18 protein-coding genes and 1 pseudogene are annotated in these 18,404 nt (G+C 65.5%); 12 read left to right on the top strand and 7 right to left on the bottom strand.

All coding sequences use genetic code 11. The annotated features are described in order from the left end of the window. Together CBM2588_RS18445 and CBM2588_RS18440 are read left to right on the top strand one after the other, a co-directional pair. Window positions 1-429: a nuclear transport factor 2 family protein gene (locus tag CBM2588_RS18445; protein ID WP_115681873.1), complete on the top strand. Its 429-nt coding sequence runs from the start codon at window positions 1-3 to the stop codon at window positions 427-429. After that, window positions 429-1,367 carry an NADP-dependent oxidoreductase gene (locus CBM2588_RS18440; protein WP_115681872.1) on the top strand — a complete coding sequence of 313 codons (939 nt, stop codon included), beginning with the start codon at window positions 429-431 and terminating at the stop codon, window positions 1,365-1,367. The genes CBM2588_RS18445 and CBM2588_RS18440 overlap by 1 nt, the downstream gene beginning before the upstream one ends. On the opposite strand, the gene CBM2588_RS18435 is transcribed toward CBM2588_RS18440, so the two are convergent. Then, on the bottom strand, window positions 1,364-2,257 hold the full coding sequence (locus CBM2588_RS18435; protein ID WP_172583694.1) for an AraC family transcriptional regulator: 894 nt from the start codon (window positions 2,255-2,257) through the stop codon (window positions 1,364-1,366). The two genes, CBM2588_RS18440 and CBM2588_RS18435, sit on opposite strands and share 4 nt — an antisense overlap. 285 nt (window positions 2,258-2,542) lie before the next feature. Between CBM2588_RS18435 and CBM2588_RS18430 the strand changes: the two genes are divergently transcribed. The 3 genes from CBM2588_RS18430 to CBM2588_RS18420 are packed head-to-tail and all read left to right on the top strand — an operon-like array spanning window position 2,543 to window position 4,978. Continuing rightward, on the top strand, window positions 2,543-3,283 hold the full coding sequence (locus CBM2588_RS18430; protein ID WP_115681870.1) for an SDR family oxidoreductase: 741 nt from the start codon (window positions 2,543-2,545) through the stop codon (window positions 3,281-3,283). A 40-nt stretch (window positions 3,284-3,323) separates the two neighbouring features. Then, the gene (locus tag CBM2588_RS18425) at window positions 3,324-4,085 is read left to right on the top strand and encodes an SDR family NAD(P)-dependent oxidoreductase (protein ID WP_115681869.1); all 762 of its coding nucleotides are present in this window, start codon (window positions 3,324-3,326) and stop codon (window positions 4,083-4,085) included. Window positions 4,086-4,129: 44 nt separating this feature from the next. After that, a complete protein-coding gene (locus tag CBM2588_RS18420) occupies window positions 4,130-4,978 on the top strand; it encodes an SDR family oxidoreductase (protein WP_115681868.1) in 849 nt (282 codons plus the stop codon). A gap of 180 nt (window positions 4,979-5,158) precedes the next feature. Here CBM2588_RS18420 and CBM2588_RS18415 read toward each other — a convergent pair. Then, window positions 5,159-6,090, bottom strand: a pseudogene (locus CBM2588_RS18415) (LysR family transcriptional regulator). 116 nt (window positions 6,091-6,206) lie between these two features. On the opposite strand from CBM2588_RS18415, the gene CBM2588_RS18410 reads away from it, so the two are divergent. Beyond that, entirely contained in the window at window positions 6,207-6,959 is a 753-nt protein-coding gene (locus CBM2588_RS18410; protein WP_115681867.1) for an SDR family oxidoreductase, read from the top strand. Between the two features lie 13 nt (window positions 6,960-6,972). Beyond that, window positions 6,973-7,590, top strand: coding sequence for an NADPH-dependent F420 reductase (locus CBM2588_RS18405; protein WP_115681866.1), 618 nt, complete (start codon window positions 6,973-6,975; stop codon window positions 7,588-7,590). Between the two features lie 143 nt (window positions 7,591-7,733). On the opposite strand, the gene CBM2588_RS18400 is transcribed toward CBM2588_RS18405, so the two are convergent. The 4 genes from CBM2588_RS18400 to CBM2588_RS18385 all read right to left on the bottom strand — a co-directional run bounded on the left by CBM2588_RS18400 (window position 7,734) and on the right by CBM2588_RS18385 (window position 11,929). Next, window positions 7,734-9,113 (bottom strand): MFS transporter, encoded by a 1,380-nt coding sequence (locus tag CBM2588_RS18400; RefSeq protein ID WP_231942196.1) that lies wholly within the window; start codon window positions 9,111-9,113, stop codon window positions 7,734-7,736. A gap of 76 nt (window positions 9,114-9,189) precedes the next feature. Beyond that, entirely contained in the window at window positions 9,190-9,930 is a 741-nt protein-coding gene (locus tag CBM2588_RS18395; protein WP_115681864.1) for a carboxymuconolactone decarboxylase family protein, read from the bottom strand. A gap of 23 nt (window positions 9,931-9,953) precedes the next feature. Next, window positions 9,954-10,778: an SDR family NAD(P)-dependent oxidoreductase gene (locus CBM2588_RS18390; RefSeq protein WP_115681863.1), complete on the bottom strand. Its 825-nt coding sequence runs from the start codon at window positions 10,776-10,778 to the stop codon at window positions 9,954-9,956. A gap of 95 nt (window positions 10,779-10,873) precedes the next feature. Beyond that, entirely contained in the window at window positions 10,874-11,929 is a 1,056-nt protein-coding gene (locus tag CBM2588_RS18385) for a 3-keto-5-aminohexanoate cleavage protein (RefSeq protein ID WP_115681862.1), read from the bottom strand. A 130-nt stretch (window positions 11,930-12,059) separates the two neighbouring features. On the opposite strand from CBM2588_RS18385, the gene CBM2588_RS18380 reads away from it, so the two are divergent. Together CBM2588_RS18380 and CBM2588_RS18375 are read left to right on the top strand one after the other, a co-directional pair. Then, window positions 12,060-13,094: an AraC family transcriptional regulator gene (locus CBM2588_RS18380; RefSeq protein ID WP_172583633.1), complete on the top strand. Its 1,035-nt coding sequence runs from the start codon at window positions 12,060-12,062 to the stop codon at window positions 13,092-13,094. 175 nt (window positions 13,095-13,269) lie between these two features. Then, complete coding sequence (locus tag CBM2588_RS18375) at window positions 13,270-14,268, top strand: Bug family tripartite tricarboxylate transporter substrate binding protein (RefSeq protein WP_172583632.1); 999 nt, start codon at window positions 13,270-13,272, stop codon at window positions 14,266-14,268. A gap of 8 nt (window positions 14,269-14,276) precedes the next feature. Here the strand turns inward: CBM2588_RS18375 and CBM2588_RS18370 are convergent, their stop codons facing one another. Next, the gene (locus CBM2588_RS18370; protein WP_172583631.1) at window positions 14,277-15,203 is read right to left on the bottom strand and encodes a LysR substrate-binding domain-containing protein; all 927 of its coding nucleotides are present in this window, start codon (window positions 15,201-15,203) and stop codon (window positions 14,277-14,279) included. Between the two features lie 182 nt (window positions 15,204-15,385). On the opposite strand from CBM2588_RS18370, the gene CBM2588_RS18365 reads away from it, so the two are divergent. The 3 genes from CBM2588_RS18365 (at window position 15,386) to CBM2588_RS18355 (ending at window position 18,374) form a co-directional block, all read left to right on the top strand. Beyond that, window positions 15,386-16,459, top strand: coding sequence for a TauD/TfdA family dioxygenase (locus tag CBM2588_RS18365; RefSeq protein ID WP_115681858.1), 1,074 nt, complete (start codon window positions 15,386-15,388; stop codon window positions 16,457-16,459). Between the two features lie 43 nt (window positions 16,460-16,502). Then, the gene (locus CBM2588_RS18360; RefSeq protein WP_115681857.1) at window positions 16,503-17,276 is read left to right on the top strand and encodes an SDR family oxidoreductase; all 774 of its coding nucleotides are present in this window, start codon (window positions 16,503-16,505) and stop codon (window positions 17,274-17,276) included. A 225-nt stretch (window positions 17,277-17,501) separates the two neighbouring features. Further along, window positions 17,502-18,374, top strand: coding sequence for a Bug family tripartite tricarboxylate transporter substrate binding protein (locus CBM2588_RS18355; RefSeq protein WP_439897451.1), 873 nt, complete (start codon window positions 17,502-17,504; stop codon window positions 18,372-18,374). Window positions 18,375-18,404 lie beyond the last annotated feature (30 nt).

Below are 18,404 nucleotides of genomic sequence, written 5' to 3'. Positions count from 1 at the left end.
ATGACCATCGCAACAACGCTCTTGCATAAGCACCTCGAATGGCTCGTAGACCAGCCCCAGCAATGGCGAGGATTGATTGCAGACAACATCGTATGGGATCTGCCCTACGCTCCGAGTCTGGGCCACCCGGTGAAACTCGAAGGCCGCGAAGCCGTTCTCCGGCACGCAAGCTGGTTCGCTGGGGCGGTCAAGGACTTTCGATTCTCGGAGGCCATCGTAACTGCGACGGATAACCCCGAGCATGCGATTGCACGGGTGCGCGGCGAGGGCGTGATTGCCGCGAACGGCCGCGTCTATCGTCAGGAGTATGTTGTGTTTCTCACCGCCCAAGACGGCCGCATCGTACAGCTGCGGGAGTATTTCGATCCCGTCCAGGCGGCCCTTGCCCTCGATGCCCCGGTGGTGGGCGTCTCCTCCAGGAGCATCTGATGAAAGCCATGCGAGTTACAGCCTATGGCAGTCCCGATCACCTGAGATTGGTCGAGCTGGACGATCCCGTGCCTGGCGACAACGAGGTCCTGATCGATGTGTCTGCGGCGTCGGTGAATCCCATTGACTGGAAGATCGTCAGTGGCGCCATGCAAGCGTTCATCCCGCTGCCGTTGCCGTTCACACCGGGCGTGGATGCCGCAGGGACAGTCATCGCCGTTGGGCGCAGCGTTACCACGCTAAAGCCGGGTGATGAAGTAATGGGATTCATCGGCATTGTCGGGGCCTTCGCCACGCGCGCCGTCGTGGAGGCCGCGCGGCTGGCACGCAAGCCTGCATCCTTGGCCTTCACAGATGCCGCGGCGATTCCGGCAGCGACATTAACTGCATGGCAGGCGCTCCACGAGCATGGCGCCTTGCAAGCCGGGCAATCCGTCCTGATCCACGGTGCCGCAGGTGGCGTAGGTAGCGCCGCCGTGCAGCTTGCCAAGCTGGCCGGGGCCCACGTTATCGGCACCGGCTCGGCTGGGAATCGCGATTACCTGGAGAGTCTCGGCGCCGATTCCTTCATTGACTACCGCGCTGAGGTCTTCGCCGAACGCGTCTCAAGGATAGATCTCGTGCTTGACCTGATTGGCGGTGAAACTCAAGAGCGTTCGTGGTCCGTGCTGAAACCCGGAGGTAAATTGGTATCGACGGTCGCGAGACCCAGCGCTGCCCTGGCCGATGCGGCGCAGGCGACAGGCAAACACTTTGCCACACGTGCCGATGGGTCCAGGCTTGAGAAGCTGGCCGAGCTTCATGCCTCAGGCGATCTGCGCACCCATATCGAGTCGGTCTACGCACTATCGCACGTCGGCCAGGCGCTCGGCCACAGCAAGGGTGGCCACGTGAGAGGCAAGATCGTCGTGGACGTGGCCCAGGAGACAAGGGCCTAGGCACCGAAGCGAACCGCCGGCGAAAGTGTGAATGACTCACGCATATCGCGTGCCTCCTCGACCGGCGTTCGCCCGAACAGGCGCTTGAACTCCCTGCTGAACTGCGAGGTGCTTTCGTAGCCGACGCGTCCGGCCGCGGCCGCCGCAGTGACGCCGTCGCGGATCATCATCAAGCGGGCCTGGTGGAGGCGCGTGGACTTGATGTACTGGATCGGCGAGGTCTGGGTCACCGTGCGGAAATTGGCGTGGAAGGCAGGCACGCTCATGCCGGCTTCTTCGGCAAGACGCGTCACGTTGAGCGGTGAAGCATAGTCGGCGTGGATGCGCTTGAGCGCTTTCGCCACGCGCCCGAAGCGCCCCTGGTGGGCCAGGGCGGCACGCATTGCGCCGCCCTGTGCCCCCGTCAATACCCGATAGCAGATTTCCCGCACCAGGCCGGGTCCCAGAATCTGTGCATCCATGGGTACCGTCAATGCCTCCAGCAGCCTGACGGTCGCACCGGCCAGATTGGCGTCGAGCTCGGTCGACACCATGCCGTTCGGCGGCTCGTCAGAAAGATGCCCAGCGGCGCCTATCTGCGTGATCAATTCGCTGAGCTCGATGAGGTCCAGGCGGATGGAGACAGCGAGCATGGGTTCTTCTGCGGATGCGTGGGTCTCCGTGGAGAACGGCAGCGGTACGGACAGCACCAGATAGTGCTGCGCGTCATAGACATAGACCTCATTGCCCAGGAAGCCCAGCTTGCGGCCCTGGCAAACGATGACGATGCTCGGCTCGTACAGCACCGGTGTGCGTCCAAGAGGCCGATCCGAACGCATCAGGCGGACGCTGTCGAGTGTGGACTGCGTGTAACCCTCGGTGGGCGCCAGCGTCTCGATGAGACGCACCATTCTGGTGGAAGCGGGGGAGCGGACCTTCGACAACTCAGTTCTCCTGTTGTTTGCCTGCTGCCCCCATTCTATGCGCGTTTAAAACGCCGTGCCAGCCAGATCGATAGGAATAGGCAAGGATGGCATCGGTCCATGTATTCGCCAACGGTAGGCTGCTCCCTATCATTCACTCACCGGCCAACGAACATCACCGCTTCCTTGAAGGCCGAAACGTGGCTGCGAAGCGTTCCGCTGCAAGCGGATATCGCCGCGGCCAGATCCGAACCGACAATAGGAGTATGCAACATGGCAAACGTCACCAATGAATCGAAAGTCATCCTGATCACCGGCGCCAGCAGCGGCATTGGCGAGGGCGCTGCGCGCTTGCTCGCCGCGCAAGGTCACCGGCTTGTCATCGGTGCCCGCCGGACCGACAGGCTCGCCGAGTTGACGGCATCGATCGAGGCGTCCGGGGGCATCGTTCGCTACCGCGAACTGGACGTGACCTCGGCCGATGACGTGGCGGCATTCGCACGGTTCGCTCTCGAAGCCTTTGGCCGGATCGACGTGCTGATCAACAACGCGGGCGTGATGCCGCTTTCACCGCTCAACGCGCTCAAAGTCGGCGAGTGGGACCGGATGATCGACGTGAACATCCGTGGCGTACTGCACGGCATTGCCGCCGTGCTGCCGACGATGGAAGCGCAAGGGGTGGGCCAGATCATCAACATCTCTTCGATTGGCGGACTTTCGGTGTCGCCCACTGCCGCGGTCTACTGCGCCACCAAGTTCGCCGTTCGCGCCATCTCGGATGGGCTGCGCCAGGAGACCGACAAGATCCGCGTGACCGTGATCTGCCCGGGTGTCGTGGAGTCTGAACTGGCGGACTCGATCTCTGACGACACGGCGCGCACGGCCATGCAGGAGTTCCGTCGCATCGCCATCACGCCGGACGCCATCGCCCGCGCCATTGCATACGCGGTAGAGCAGCCTGCCGAAGTCGACGTCAGCGAGATCGTCGTACGACCCACCGCCAGCCCGTTCTGACTTTCTGAGACACAGCACGCAACCCAATCAGGAGAACATCATGACATCACGAAACCCAGCAAGCGGCGCCTTCGCAGGCAAGGTCGCCATCGTCACCGGTGCAGCCAGCGGCATTGGCCTGGCCACCACGGAACTGCTTCACGCCGAGGGCGCGAATGTGATTGCTGTCGGGCGCGGCAGCAACGTGGAAGCTCTGGCCCGTCCTGGCATCGTTCCCGTCGTCGCAGACGTGGCGCGCGAGGAGAGTGCCGTGCTAGCCGTCGCGACGGCGATCGATCGGTTCGGCAAGCTCGACATCCTGGTCAACAACGCGGCGGTCATCATCAACAAGGCTCTGGTGGACATGTCGCTGGAGGATTGGAACGGCATCCAGGCGGTCAATGCCACGGGCGCCTTCCTGTTCTCGCGCGAGGCCATGCGCGCGATGGTGCCGGCTAAGGCTGGCGCCATCGTCAACGTGGGGTCCTACGCCTGCTATCAGGCCTTTCCGTTGATCGCGGCCTATGCGGCATCCAAGGGCGCGCTGGCGCAATTGACGCGTGCGCTGTCGCTGGAAGCCATCGAGCACGGCATTCGCGTCAATGCGGTTGGTTCCGGCGATGTCATCACCAACATCACCAACCACATCCATGCTGACGGTCAGGCATTCCTGGCCGAGCATGGCAAGAAGGCACCGATTCGCCGTGCCGCACAGCCAAAGGAAATCGCGGAGGTGATCGCGTTTCTCGCCTCGGAAAAGGCGAGCTTCATCGTCGGCGCCGTGGTCATGGCCGACGGTGGCATGAGCGTGGCCCTGCCTTGAAGAACATCTTGGCCGAACATTTATCTACTCAAGGACTTTGCATCATGAAACAAGCACCCCGTACATGGTTCATCACCGGCGCGTCGAAGGGCGTCGGTCAGAAACTCGTTACCCGTCTGCTGGAGCAAGGCCACCGGGTGGCGGCAACCTCCCGCACGGCCGCATCGCTGACGCAGGTATTCGGTGCCGCGTCCGACCGCTTTCTGCCGCTGGAGGTGGACCTGACCGATGACCGCAGCGTGCAGCAGGCCATCGACCGGACCGTGGAATGGTTCGGCGGTCTGGACGTGGTCGTCAACAATGCCGGCTATGCCCAGCAAGGCACGGTCGAGGCACTGTCGGACGACGAGTTGCGTCGCAATTTCGAGGTCAACTTCTTCGCGCCAGTGGCTGTCCTGCGCCATGCGCTGCCGCAGCTGCGCCGCCAGCGCAGCGGGCACATCATCAACATCTCGTCCATCGTTGGCTACCAGGGCGGGTATGCGGGATGGGGCAGCTACGTGGCGAGCAAGTTCGCGCTATCCGGACTGACGGAATCCCTTGCGGCAGAGGTGGCCGAGCTGGGCATTCGCGCGACGGTGGTGTATCCGGGCCCGGTGCGCACCGATTTCCTGTCGGATGGTGCGCTTGCGGTGGCCCAGCGGCAGATCGACGACTACTCGCAGGCCAAGGCTTCGCTTGACTTGCACCTGGACACCTTGCATGGCCGCCAGGCCGGCGATCCCGACAAGCTGGCGCTGCTGATCATCCAGGCCGCGACTGTCGAGGCACCTCCGCTGCATCTGTTCGCGGGCAAGATTGCCAACGAACTGGCAGCCGCGAAGGCGAGCGCGGTGGCAAAAGACCTCGATGCCTGGAGGGGCTCGTCTGAAGCCACCGATTTCGCAGACTGATCGACGCATGCACATGTCCCGGCCTTGCCGGGACATTTTCTTTGGGGTTGCAACTCAAGCTGGGTGCCTCGGGAATATACCAAGTCAGGCGATGCATGCAGGCGACTCGGAACGAGGTAATCGCCGAGCCTCAGCCCCTCGCGTTCGACGCCAAAAGGGCGTACCTCTCGGTAGACAACGCTAAATGCCGAGGCTGCCTGCCAGCCGCTGCGCTAGTCCGTCGCGGCGAAAGGCTTCCACAACGTGGTCTATGAATGCGCGTGTCTTGCCGGGCATCAGGGTGCGCGTAGGGTAATACAAAGAAATGGCGCCGGCGTCGGCGTACCAGCGCGCAGTACGCGTACCAGTTCGCCACGTTCCATCCATGGCAGCACATCGGGTACCGCCAGCAGCGCCACGCCCAGACCCAGTAGCGCGGCTTCACGCATGGCGGCCGGGTCGCTGACGACAATGCGTTCCGGCAGGGTTGCCGCAACCTCGTTGCCGGCGGCATCGCGCATGGTCCAGTGGCGTGTGCGTCCGGTGCGTCCGGAGCGCATGACGATGCCATCCATGACTCCCAGCATGGACGGATCGGCAGGCAGCGTGCGTTCCCGCAGATACGCAGGCGACGCCACCGCGACGATATGCGCCGGTGCCAGTGGACGCGACACAAGACCGGGCGCCAGCTCGAAGCCTCCGCCAATGGCTGCATCGAACCCTTCGGCGATCAAGTCGATCGCACGATTCTCGAAGTGCCATTCCGGGCGGATCGCGGGGTAACGCTTCAGGAAATCAGGCAGTAACGGCATCACGTAAGCCACGCCGAAAGAAGGGGCCAGGCTGACTTTCAACACGCCAGCCGGTTCGCCGTGGTCATTCGACATCGCGGCGATGGCGGCTTGCAGCGCGTCCAGGTTGCCGCCAATGGATGCAAGGAATCGTTCGCCAGCCTCGGTAAGCGTGAGCTTGCGGGTCGAGCGCTGAAACAAACGCACGCCCAGGTTGCGCTCGAGCATGGCCACGTTGCGGCTGACGGCCGCGGGCGTCAGGGCAAGTCGGCGACCCGCTGCCGAAAAGCTGCCCGTTTCGGCGCTGCGCACAAAGGACTCGAGGTTGGCGAGGGTTTCCATCTGGCTGAGCTTACACGATTGCTTGAAGATGATTCCCGCCATTCATCACTAATCACGGCCTAATCGAACACCCATACTCCGTTCACACCTTCTGATTCACCCCAACGGAGAAAGAAATGACTCAGCAGACGCTTCCCCTGGCCGGCAAGACCGCCCTTGTTACCGGCGGTTCACGCTCCATCGGCGCCGCCGTTGCACGCCGCCTGGCCGCCGACGGCGCCGCCGTGGCGCTGACCTACAGTGCCTCACCGGAAAAGGCCGCCACGGTGGTACGCGAAATCGAAGCGGCCGGCGGCCGCGCTGTCGCGCTCGCCGCAGACGCCGGCGATGCCGCCGCGGTGCGCCAGGCCGTGGCAGCAACGGTCGACGCATTCGGCGGTCTTGATATCCTCGTCAACAACGCTGGCCTGGGCCTGGGTGGTGCCATTGAGGACATTGCGTTCGACAGCTATGAGCGCATGATCGCGGTGAACGTGACCGGTATATTTGTGGCCACGCAGGAAGCGGTGCGCCACATGAAGAGCGGCGGGCGTGTGATCCATATCGGTTCATCGATGACGCGCTACGCCGCGTTCCCGACGGCATCGCTCTACACGCTGACCAAGGGTGCGATCGCAGGCTTCAATCGCAGTCTGGTGCGTGACCTGGGGCCGAAAGGCATCACGGTCAACACCGTCCATCCTGGCCCGACCGACACCGATATGAATCCCGCCGGCGGCCCGGTCAGCGAGATCGTAGGGCCCGGCATTGCCTTGGGCCGATATGGGCAGCCACATGAGATTGCCGGCGTCGTGGCATTCCTCGCCGGCCCGGACGCAGCCTTCGTGACCGGGGCCGAGATCGTTGCCGACGGCGGCTTCACCGCCTGAACCAGGAATCGTCATGCAAGCAAGCTACGAAAAAACCATAGGCATCATCGGCGCGGGCGCGATAGGCACGGCGTTCGCCATGGCACTGGCACGGCGCGGCATACAGGCGGTGGTCGCCAACAGCCGTGGGCCTGAAACGCTGCGCGATGCCGTGAAAGCAATCGGGCCTTCGATTCGCCCTGGCACGCGCGAGGAAGCCGCAGCGCAGGAGATCGTGCTGGTGGCCGTGAACTGGTCGAAGCTGCCGCAGGCGCTGGGCGGGTTGCCGGACTTTGGCGGTCGCATTGTCATCGATGCCAACAACCCGATCGAGGCACCGCTGTTTCGCCCCGCGGACCTGCATGGGCGCTCCTCGAGCGAGTTGTTTGCAGGCCTCGTCCCCGGCGCGCGCGTTGTCAAGGCGTTCAACCACCTGCAACCCGGGCTGGTTGCCGGCGATCCGCAGGCAGAAGGTGGCCGGCGCGTGATGTTCTTGTCCGGCGATGATGCCAATGCCAAGGTCGAGGTGGCCAGGTTGATCGATCGTCTTGGATTCTTCGGCATCGATCTCGGTTCGCTCGATGCGGGCGGAAGGCAGCACCAGTTTCCTGGAGGACCGCTGGCGGCGCTGAATCTGGTGAGGTTGGGTTGACTGGGAAGGCGGGGGTGAAAGCAACCGAACTAGCGGCGCACTGCGCTCGATTTCCCGTCGCCTCGTTGCTGCGATGCCTGGTACCGAGACTGACTGGCTCCCGCTGTTGCGCCGCGCAGAGTTTCCCACCTCCAATGACGGCACTATGCTCTTTGGGTCGACTTGACTTCGGCTTCGGGACACCCTTCGCGAGATCCGCTCCCGCGTTCCAGCAGCCGCGCCGGCAGCGCAAGCAATAGCGTGACCCCTCCCGTTGCGAGCAGGATAGCCAGCAGGTCGAATGCAAGATAGAGGTCGCCGGTGCGGGTCTTGATCGCACCCACCGCGATCGGGCTGAGCAAGGCCGCCACGCCGCCCAGGCTGCTGACCAGTGCGATGCCGGCGGGCGCCTGCTGCGCGCGAAGGTACGCCGGCGGAATCGTCCAGAACACGGGCAGCGCGGCCAGGCACGCGGCGGCCCCGACCGTCATGCATGCCACCGCCGGCACCAGTTCGCCGCGCGCGAGGCCCATCAGCAGGAAGCTGGCGGCCGCAACCAGCAGGCAGCCCGCCACGTGCCAGCGCCGTTCCAGGCGGCGGTCTGAGCTGCGCGCCAGCAGGTACATCGTTACCAGCCCGAGTACATAGGGCAGCGTGGAGATCCAGCCAATGCGCGACACGTGCGCCTGGCCGAAGCCCTGGATCAGCGTCGGCATCCAGTAGGCGATGGTGTTAGTGCAGGCATAGATCGACAGGAAGGCGAGGCCGATGACGTAGATGCGTGGATCCCTGAGCAGCGCCAGGATGCCGCCGTGCCGGCGCGCCTGGACTTCCTTGCCAAGGTCGCTTGCGAGCATGGCCTTTTCCGCGGGCGTGAGCCACTTTGCCTGGGCGGGGCTGTCGTCGAGGTAACGCCAGGCCACCAGGCCGAGCAGCATCGCCGGAAGGCCTTCCACCACGAACAGCGCCTGCCAGTCGCGCAGGCCCAGCCACCCATCCAGGTGCAGCATGATCGCTGCCGCCAGCGGACCGCTGATCATCCCGGCGAAAGTGCCCGACATCAGGAACAGCGACGTGATCCGTCCGCGGCGCTGTGCGGGGAACCAGTAGGTCAGGTACAGGATGACTCCCGGGAAGAAGCCGGCTTCGGCCACACCGAGCAGGAAGCGCGCGAAATAGAGCGCCTCGGGCGAATTGACCTGGCTGGTGGCGACGGTCGCCAGGCCCCACAGCAGCAGGATGCGCGTAATGGTCAGGCGCGCCCCGGTCTTCTGCATATAAAGGTTGCTGGGCACCTCGAACAGGATGTACCCGGCGAAGAAGGCCGCCGCGCCGATGCCATAGGCCGCATCCGAGAGACCCAGGTCGCTGCCCATGCGCAGCTTGGCGAACGAGATGTTGATGCGGTCGATCGTGTTCAGCACATAGGCCGCGAACAGGAACGGGAGCAGCCGCCAGGTGATCTTGCGGTAGAGGGCGGCGAGCGAGACGGCATCGTGCGGCGGTGCCGAGGGCATGGCAGAGGCGGGGGCGAGTGGTTGCACTTGGTACTCCTGGGCATTGCAAGTGTTGTCTCCCCTCTCCCATTTATGGGAAAGGGGAGAGAAGCCGGCGGCGGGGTCAGGCCGCGGCTTCGCGCGTGGCGCGGTCCAGCATCGGCACCGCGAGTTCGCAGGCCTCGATGCCTTGCAGGGTGACGATCTTCAGCACCGCCAGGATCTGCGCGCGCGTGGCGCCCAGGCGCAACGCGGCTTCGATATGCCGCTGGGTGCCGTGGCCGTACATGTGGGTGATCGCGGCATCGCCGGCGATGCAGAGGAACTCGATCCACAGCGGCGGCAGGATGTTGTCTGTCCACAGGCCGAAGCCCATGGCCAGGAATTTCTCCAGGTACTGCGGATCCCAGCGGTACAGCGTTTCCCACAGCGGGTTGAACATGCCGTTGGCACGTACCGCGTCGCACACCGGCGTCGCGCCTGATGCGACTGGCTCATCCGGGATGCCGGCGCGGGCCAGTTCCTCGGCCAGTGCCGGCACGCCGACCGCACAGGAATGGATGCCGACCACGCTGGCAAGCTTGAAGACTTCCAGGATCTCGGCGCGCGTGGCGCCCAGCCGGATCGCCTCGCGCACGTGGCGCGATACGCCCGGCTTGTACAGGTGCGTGGCGGTGACGTCGAGGTTCAGGCGAATCAGCGCGACCAGCTTGGGATCGAGCACGCCTTCGGCCTGCGCATCGCGAGCCAGCGCGACCCAGCTGGCAATCCACCTGGGATCCCATTCGGTCAGCGGATCGAGCTGGCCGCCGAGCACGCCGGTATCGCGCAGCGCCTTGTAGTGGGCAAACAGATTGTGTTGCATGGCTGTCTGGTTATGGGGCGGGCTCAAATGACCGAACCGCCGTTGGGACTGATGACCTGGCCGACCAGGTAGTGCTCGTCGCTGGCGAGATGCAGCACGGTCGCGGCGTATTCCTCGACGGTGCCGAAGCGGCCCGCCGGGCAGCTTTGCCAGAGGCGGTTGCGGCCGTCTTCGCCGATCTTTTCCAGGTACTGATTGAAGGCGGGCGTCGCGACACCGCCGGGGGCCATCGCGTTGACGTAGATGTTGGCGCCGGCCACTTCCAGCGCCACGGAACGGGTGAAGGCAACCCCCGCGCCCTTGGTGGCGCTGTAGTGCGGGCTGTGCGCGCTGCGGGACGAGATCCCGGCAATCGACGCGATATTGACGATGCGGCCATAGCGTTGCGGCTGCATCAGCCGCAACGCCTCGCGGGTGCAGTAGAAGGTGCCATGCACGTTCACGCCCCAGTAGCGCAGCCATTCCTCGTCGGTGATTTCGCTGGTAAAGCCGAGCGACGCGCGCGGCACCGGCGTCTGCAGGTAGGCGTACAGCTGGTTGCGGCGCTCGGTGTCCACCGGACGGTTCGGGGTCAGCGCGGCGTTGTTGACGAGGATATGCACCGTGCCGAAGGTCTCGCGCGCCTGCGCGAACATGCCGGCCACTTGCTGGCTCGACGATACGTCGCACACGACGGACAGGCAGCGGCGGCCTTCGGCGAGGACCGCCTCGCGCGCGGCGGCCAGCGCTTCAGGGTCGATGTCGCAGATCACCAGGTCGGCGCCGGCACGCGCCAGCGCCACGGCGATGCCCTGGCCCAGGCCGGGGCCGACGCCGGTCACCACGGCGATCTTGTTGGTCAGTTTCATGATCGGTTGCTCGGTTGCTGCAAGGAGGGGCTGTGTTCGGATACCGACGGCACGCGCGGCCAAGGCAACGCGCATGCCGTGGCGGATGGTTGCACTCAGGCGCAGCCCGGCACCGTGAAGCCGCGTTGCCCCGGCTTGCGGTTCGGCGCCATGCCGAGCTGGCGGATGGTCTCGTCGGCGCTGTCGTACCACTCGTCGATCTTGTAGATGCGGCGCGCTTCCTTGCCGTTGGCGACGTCGCGGCCGAGTTCGCGCGCCAGCCGCACGGTCTGCTCGATCTGCTGCACCGAGGTGATGCGCTCGCCCTTGCGGCCCCACAGGTTGTCCTCGATGCCCACGCGCACATGCAGGCCCAGCGCGATCGCCATCGCGTTCATCGGCAGCACCGCGCGCATCGCGCTTTCGATGGTCAGCACCGCGCCGTCCGGCGTGCGGCGCGCGAACTCGATCATGTCGGCCGGGTGCAGGCCCGCAGCGCCGCCGCCGATGGCGACATAGTTCAGGATCAGCGGGCCGCGGTACTGGCCCTTGCGGATCAGGCGCTCGACCGTCTCCAGCTGCGCCACGTGGCCAAGCATGAAGTGCGGCTGGATGCCTGCCTTGCTCAGGCGCTGCAGGTGTTCGATGAAGAACGACGGCTTGGAGTCGACCACCATCTCGCTATACGCCTTCAGATACTCGGGCTTCTCGAGGATGGTGCCCTGCACGTCGTCGGCGGTCAGCATCTCGCAGATATTCATCTGGCTGGTGTTGATCGCGATCGTGACCTGGTCAGGCTTGGGATCGAGTTCCGCCAGCATGTGGCGGGTGTCGTAGTCCAGCCACTCGGCGGCCTTGCCTTCGCCTTCGGGTGCGAACGAGATCGAGCCCCCGACCTGCAGCACCATGTCGGGTACGGCTTGACGCAGGCGCGCCAGCATCTCGTTGAACATCGACAGGCGCTTGGAACCCTTGCCGTCCGACTCGCGCACATGCACATGCAGCACCGTGGCGCCCGCGTTGTAGCAATCGACGGCCTTCTGGATCTGCGCGTCCATGCTCACCGGGATATCGTCCGAGTCGGAGGGCAGCCACTGCGGGCCATAGGGTGCGACCTGGATCACCAGTTTTTCCTGGTTTTCGGGAAGCAGGCTGTCGTCGAGAAAATGCATGGATGGTCTCCTGATGGTGAAGCCCCTTGCACGGGGGCGGTGCAGGTATTCTGGACGCCGGGCGCATGCTGCGTTTATCCTGTTGTCACTATTTCCTATCCGTTTGTCACAGCTGGTGAAAACCCGAACCATGAAGCCCGCGCGCCGTTCGGTCCCGGTCGGCACGCTTGCCCGGGTGGTCGAGGTGCTGCGGGCGCAGGGCGCCGACCCGTGGCCTCTGCTGGGCCGTTATGGCATCGGCCCGGCAGCGCTGGAAGAGCCCATGGCGCCGCTGGCGCTGACGCTTTGCGGGCGCATCCTGGCCGATGCGGTCGAAACCTCCGGCCGCTCCCCGTTCGCGGTGCAGGTCGGCGCCCGCGCCAATATGGAAAACGCCGGGCCGCTGCGCCTGCTGCTGCTTTCTTCGCGCAATGTGCGCGATGCGGTGGATGGGCTGCTGCGCTACGGGCGTATCTGGTACCGCGGCATCGATACGGCGCTGACCGTGCGCGAAGGCTATGCGGTCTTCTCGATCGAAATCGACGGCGCCTTCGCGGGCCGCAACGAACTGCTGACCGCCTACCTCGCGGCCAACCTGCAGATGTTCCGGCTGATGCTCGGCAAGTCCTGGTTGCCCGCGGCGGTCTCGCTGTCGCGCCCGCCGCCGCCGGAGCTGGCGCCGTTTGTCGCGCACTTCGGACCCGATGTGCGCTTCGGCCAGCCGCGCGACGAATTCGTGTTCCCGGCCGGCACGCTGGAGCAGCGCTGCGGCGTGGTAGACGAGGCGGTCGAATCCTCGGTGGTGCGCTACCTAAGCGAGCTGGAATCGCATGTCGCGCCGGATTTTCTCGGCCAGGCCCGGCAGGCGATCCGCGACCTGATGCTGTTGGGCGAATGCAGCGCGCCGCGGCTGGCATCGCTGTTCGCGGTGCATCGCTTTACACTGCATCGCCACCTGCAGGACCACGGCACCTCGTTCGCGCAATTGCTGGACGAAGAGCGCGAAGCGCTGGCGCGGCGGCTGCTGAGCCACACCGACATGCCGCTTGGCGATGTCGCGCGGGCTCTCGGCTTCAAGACGCAGGCGGGCTTCAACAAGGCCTTCCACCGCTGGCAGGGTGTCGCGCCCGGCACCGTGCGCGCGGGCGAGCGCCGCAGGCCGCGGCTTACGTTGCATCGCGATTGAGCCCGCGCACGGTGCACCGTGCCGGCATGACCAATCGCTTATGCTTCCGCAGTTTTATTTCATTGGTTTTCGCGGCCGGATCGTGCGCAAAATCCCGGTGCACACACGCCTCCGATGCCTTCTCGACCCAGGGGCATCGCCATTCACAGAAACGGCGTGGGCTTATGGAGACAATATGAAATCAAGCCCGACATGCCGCGGCAAGCGCGCATGGCATTTCGCAGTACTGGCCGCCACCGCGCTGGCAGCCGCCCCCGTTCTTGCGCAGGGAAACTGGCCCTCGCGCCCCATCCGCATGGTCGTGCCGAGCCCCGGAGGCAGCGGCCCCGACGTGCTGGCCCGTGTGTTCGCGGAACCGATCTCGCAAGCGCTGAAGCAACCGGTGGTGGTCGACAACAAGCCCGGCGCCAACGGGCAACTGTCGGTGGATGCCGTCGTGCGCGCGCAGCCGGATGGCCATACCGTGCTGCTGGCGAGCGCCTCGGCCACCGTGATGAACCAGGCGATCCAGCCGAAGCTGCCGTTCAACATCGTCGAGGACCTGGTGCCGGTCGCGCAGATCGGCTCGGGCGGCGTGCTGCTGGTGGTCACGCCGGACTTTCCGGCAAAGGACATGAAGTCCTTCGTGGCAACGGTCAAGGCGCGGCCCGGCAAGTATGACTACGGCAGCTGGGGGATCGGCTCGGGCGGCCACCTCGCCATGGCACAGCTGCATACGCTGGCCGGCATCGACCTGACCCATGTGCCTTACAAGGGCGTGCCGCCGATCCTGACCGATCTGCAGGGCGGCGTGCTGAAGATCGCCTTCGTCGACATCACCACCTCGGTGCCGCTGGTGAAGAGCGGCAAGATCCGGCCGCTTGGCATCACCGGCAAGCACCGCGCTCCCGCGTTCCCCGATGTCCCGACCATGGCCGAGCAAGGCTTCCCGATGACTAACGAAGGCTGGTACGGGCTGTTCGTGCCCAAGGGCACGCCACGCGAGATCGTCGTGACGCTGAACCGCGAGATCAACAAGGCGCTGCGCTCCCCGGCGCTCGCCACGCGCTTCCAGCAGCTCAACATGATGGCCGATCCGCCGCTGACCACGCCGGACGAGTTCGCGCGCACGGTGCGCAACGACTATGCCACATGGGCCAGCGTGGTGAAGGTCAACGGCATCACGCCGGAATAGCGGGCCAGTCAGCCGGCCGCCGCCTGTTCCGCGCACTGCTGGAACAGTTCGACAGCCGGCGAGGGGGCCTTGCCGGCCAGCGTGAAAGTGGACACCGGCAGCAGCACGCCCGGTATCTCGAGCGGAAGGACATGGGCGAGGCCGTGCGCTTCATAGGTGCGCGCCAGGCGCCCGGTCATCATTGCCACCGCCTGCATCGCCGCCAGCAGGCCCAGCACCAGGCCGGCCGATACTGACTCGACATGGTTGGCCGGCACCTCCACCTTCATGCGCCGCAGCGACGCGTCCAGGCTCTGGCGCAGCCGGGCGGTGCGCGGCGGCACAACCCACGGGTACGGCGCCAGGTCGGGCCAGTCCACCGTCGCTGACGCTGCCAGCGGATGCTCCGGGTGGACCGCCACCCGCAGCACTTCCTCATACAGGTGGTGCTGCTCGATATCCCCGGCCGTAGCGCGCTCCGACAGCGCCCCCAGCACGATATCAAGGCGGCCGGTGCGCAACTGGCCCATCAGCACGTCCATCGGCGCCTCGTACACCGCGATGTTCAGCGTCGGCATCCGCGCCTTGGCCAGCGCGATGATGCGCGGCGCGAGCGCCAGCGTCGAACCGGGCATGGCGCCGACCGCAATCGAGGCGCAGGCGCCTTGCCCCAGCGCCAGCAGTTCGTCGCCGGCGCGGTCCAGTTCGTCCAGGATCGACTGCGCATAGCTGACGAAGATCATGCCGTGCGGCGTGGGTTCGATGCCGCGGGGCCGCCGCACGAACAAGGGGTAGCCCAGGCCTTCCTCGACCTCGGCCAGCGCCTTCGATACCGCCGGCTGCGTGATGTTCAACGCGTTCGCGACCCGCGCGACCTGCCGGTGCTCCTCCAGTGCTATGACCAGACGGAGATGGCGTAGCTTCAGTCCGCTGCGCAGGAAGCCGATCGCGTCCATGGTGAAAACCCCTAGAAACAAGCTTGATTCATTGCGGTGAGGCCGGTCATGCCACAGCATCCCAGCGGGGATATTACCTTTTGGTTTGGTCAGACGCATCAACTTTCATTAGTCATGCGCACGCTGCCTTCGCACAATGGCTGCACCGGCCCGGCAATGGCCGCGACAACAAGGAGACAGCAATGGAAACAGCACAGGCGCAAGCAGCACTAAAGGCGGTGGAGACCCCGGCGGCGTGGGAAGCCAGCGACATTGCCGCGAAGGAGAGTGAGTGGGTGGTCTGGCTGAGCGCGGACGAGATCGTGCAGCTGGAGGCGGCGCTGGCGCATTGCAAATCGCTGGGCCTTGCCGTGCCGGCCATCAGCAAGGAGACGTTTCCGCTCGGCAGCCTTGCCGCGAAGCTGGAAGACCTGCGCCATCGCCTGGAGCGGGGACTGGGCGTGGTGCTGCTGCGCGGGCTGCCGGTCGAGCGCTATTCCAAGATGGACGCCGGCACGATCTACTGGGGCATCGGCATGCATCTGGGCCGCGCGGTTGCGCAGAACGCGTTCGGCGACGTGCTGGGCCATGTCTGGGATCTTGGCAAGGACCCGAAGTCAGACATGACGGCGCGCGGCTATCAGTCGCGCCATCGGCTGCCGTTCCATACCGATGGCGCCGACGTGGTCGGGCTGCTGTGCCTGCGCACTGCGCGCCGCGGCGGCATGAGCAGCATCGCCAGTTCCATGGCAATCCATAACGCCATGCTGCGCGAGCATCCCGAACTGCTGGCGCGGCTGTACCAGCCCTTTGCGTTCGACCGCCGGCACGAGGAAGCGCCGGGCCAGGCGCCGTACACGATGACGCATGTGTTCAGCTGGCACAACGGCCGCCTGTTCAACCGCTACATCCGCAGCTTCATCAATACGGCGCAGCGCTTCCCCGACGCGCCGCCGCTGGCGCCCGAGGACATCGCCGCGCTCGACAGATTCGACGAATACACGCAGGACCCGCGCTTTCGCATCGACATGGAGCTGGCGCCCGGCGACATGCAGTTCCTGAACAACTACGTGGTCCTGCACTCGCGCACCAGCTACGAGGACCATCCCGAGCTGGACCGCAAGCGCCACCTGCTGCGGCTGTGGCTGTTCACGCCGGGCCTGGCCGACGTGCCCGAGAGCTTCCGGCTGCGCTACCTGCTGACCGACGCGTGGGCAAAGAACCCGCGCCCGCCGATCTACGACGTCAACCAGATCATGGGCGTGACCACGCATTGAAGCGTCCCCCTTACCGCTATCCCAGACCAAGGAATCTTTCGCAATGAACGCCCCCATCCTTTCCCTTCACGGCAAGACCGCCTGGATCACCGGCGGCTCCAGCGGCATCGGCCGCGCCTGTGCGCTGTCGCTGTGGCAGGCAGGCGCGACCGTCGTGATTTCCGCGCGCAGCGAAGCGGCGGTTGCCGGTCTCGTCGCAGAATGCGGCAATGAGCGCGTGATCGCGCTGCCGCTGGACGTGGCCGACCGCGAAGCCGTGGCTGCCGCAGGCCGCCAGCTGCAGGAGCGTGCCGGCGCCGTCGATATCCTGGTCAACGCCGCCGGCATCAACGTGGTCAACCGCAAGCTGTCCCGCCTGACGCCGGCCGACTGGGACCAGGTCATCGACATCAACCTCAACGGCGCGTTCTACTGCATGCATGCGGTGCTGCCCGGGATGCGCGACCAGGGCGAAGGCACCATCATCAATATCTCGTCGTGGGCCGGACGCTACGCCTCGGCATTGACCGGTGCCGCCTACGGCGCCAGCAAGCACGCCATGGCGGCGATGACCACGTCGGTAGCCATGGAAGAGTGCGCCAACGGCATCCGCGCCTGCGCCATCTATCCCGGCGAGACCGCCACGCCCATCCTGATCAACCGGCCCACCCCGCCCGCCGCAGAAGACCTGGCGCGCATGCTGCAGCCGGAGGACGTGGCCGCGGCGGTGGCCTTTGTGCTGTCCCTGGCGGCGCGCGCCACGGTCAACGAGCTTGTCATCAGTCCCACCTGGAATCGCGCCTTCGTTGGCTTCCAGCCGCCGCCCAGGCGCGGCTGAGCGGCTGAGCAGCACCGGCGACCGAGACAGCTGCTGCCGTGGAAGATCCAGCGCCAGGCAGCGGCGCGCGGTCAATGCATGGCAGGACAATCCCCGAGGAAGACAATGATGAACCGACGCAGGTGGTTACAGGACACAATTCCCGCCGCCATCGCGGCGTGTCTCGCGCCGAACGTGTTCGCGCAGGCCCCGACACCCTCTGCCTGGCCATCGCGCCCATTGCGGATGATCGTGCCGGGCGGTGCAGGTTCGGGCACCGACCTCGTCGCCAGGGTGTTCGCCGACCTGCTCTCGCGCGCGCTGCGGCAACCGGTCGTGGTCGAGAACCGGCCCGGCGCCAATGGCATTGTCGGCAACAACCTGGCGGCCAAGGCGGCGCCGGACGGCTATACCGTCTTGTTCAGCAACGCCTCCGCGATCGCGATCAACGCAGCGCTGCGTGACGACATGCCCTACGACACGAATCAGGACCTGGCACCGGTGATCCAGGTCAGCGCCGGCGGCGTGCTGCTGGTGGCAACCGCCGAGACGCCGGTGCGCGACCTTGCAAGCTTTGTCGACTACGTCCGCGCGCATCCCAACCTTGCGTACGGCACGTGGGGCGTCGGCTCGACCGGCCACCTGGCGATGGAAGCCATTGCCCGCCAGCGCGACCTGCGCATGCGGCATATTCCGTACAAGACCATGGGGCAATTGCTCACCGACCTGCAGGGCGGGGTCGTCAGCATTGCATTCGTCGACGCGCGTTCGCCGCTGTCACTGATCCAGGCCCGCAAGCTGGTGCCGGTTGCCATGACCGGCACGCGGCGCTCGCCCATGCTGCCGGAGGTGCGCACGCTGAAGGAGCAGGGCTTCGACCTGGATCTCGATGGCTGGTACGGCGTGTTTGTCCCGGCACATACGCCGGCCGGGATCGTGCTGAGGCTAAACGAGGAAATCGCCAGGGTGATGGTGGCGCCGGCATTGCAGGCCAGCTTCGCGCAGCAGGGTCTGCTGTGGGTGGAGAAGAATTCGCCGGAACAGTTTGCGCGTGTGATCCAGAGGGATATCCGGGCGTGGAAATCGCTGGCAGCAAGCGCAAAGATCAAGGTTGACTAAAGACCAGCTCGGAATGCTGTCAGGGGGCGC

This window comes from Cupriavidus taiwanensis (genome assembly GCF_900250075.1).
Taxonomy (GTDB): Bacteria; Pseudomonadota; Gammaproteobacteria; order Burkholderiales; family Burkholderiaceae; genus Cupriavidus; species Cupriavidus taiwanensis_C.
Note: the sequence above shows the minus strand (reverse complement) of the source record. Positions and strands in the feature narration are given on the sequence as shown.